The sequence below is a fragment of the Proteus sp. fly-1067 genome (genome assembly GCF_040139345.1).
GTDB lineage: Bacteria > Pseudomonadota > Gammaproteobacteria > Enterobacterales > Enterobacteriaceae > Proteus > Proteus vulgaris_B.
Window position 1 is genome coordinate 1 of record NZ_JBEEUL010000180.1, and the last position, 584, is coordinate 584.

Here is a 584-nt window from a genome sequence, read left to right on the forward strand (position 1 = left end):
ATCGGGATAGTGGTTGCAAGCGGAGACAAATAAGCACCCAGGGAAACGGCCTTCACTGACACGACTATAAAGTTGTTGATAGCGAGCGGTAAGCTTCTGTTGTGGGCTCAACGTTTCATCTAAGCGAGTTTGGCGCTGCCAAATTCCAATTTGTTGTCCGTGATAACGTAGGCAGTCATAAACCAAAGCTTCATCATCAGGCCAAAACTGGCGGATCACACTAAAGTTAGGTTCAATTTCATGGAGAAGGCGCTCTGTCGATGCGGATAAACCTTGTTTTTCTAATTGGTTAAGAGCGTGGCTTAAAATCTCTTCGCGCTGTACTGACATTGTTAGCTCCGTCACATATTGTTCTCATACTTTAATCATAACAATGTTTACTCGCTCGTCATACCTCAAAGTCATAGCGATTTACATTTAGGCAAAGCAGGATATGCTTGATGGCTTACATCCCGCGGTACGATTGCCTCTCAAATTATTTTACTTTATCCCACCTAAAAATATTTTCTAAAATGATTGAAATAATAATTCCCATAAGTAATCCATTAGTCACTATTGGGCGAATAGTTAATGGGATATCTTGC

General features: G+C 41.1%; 1 pseudogene. It reads right to left on the reverse strand.

Features of this window, described 5'->3' with window-relative positions:
* Positions 1–330 (reverse strand): annotated as a pseudogene (locus ABN217_RS19870) (transcriptional regulator); the annotation flags it as partial.
* Between the last annotated feature and the right edge of the window lie 254 nt (positions 331–584).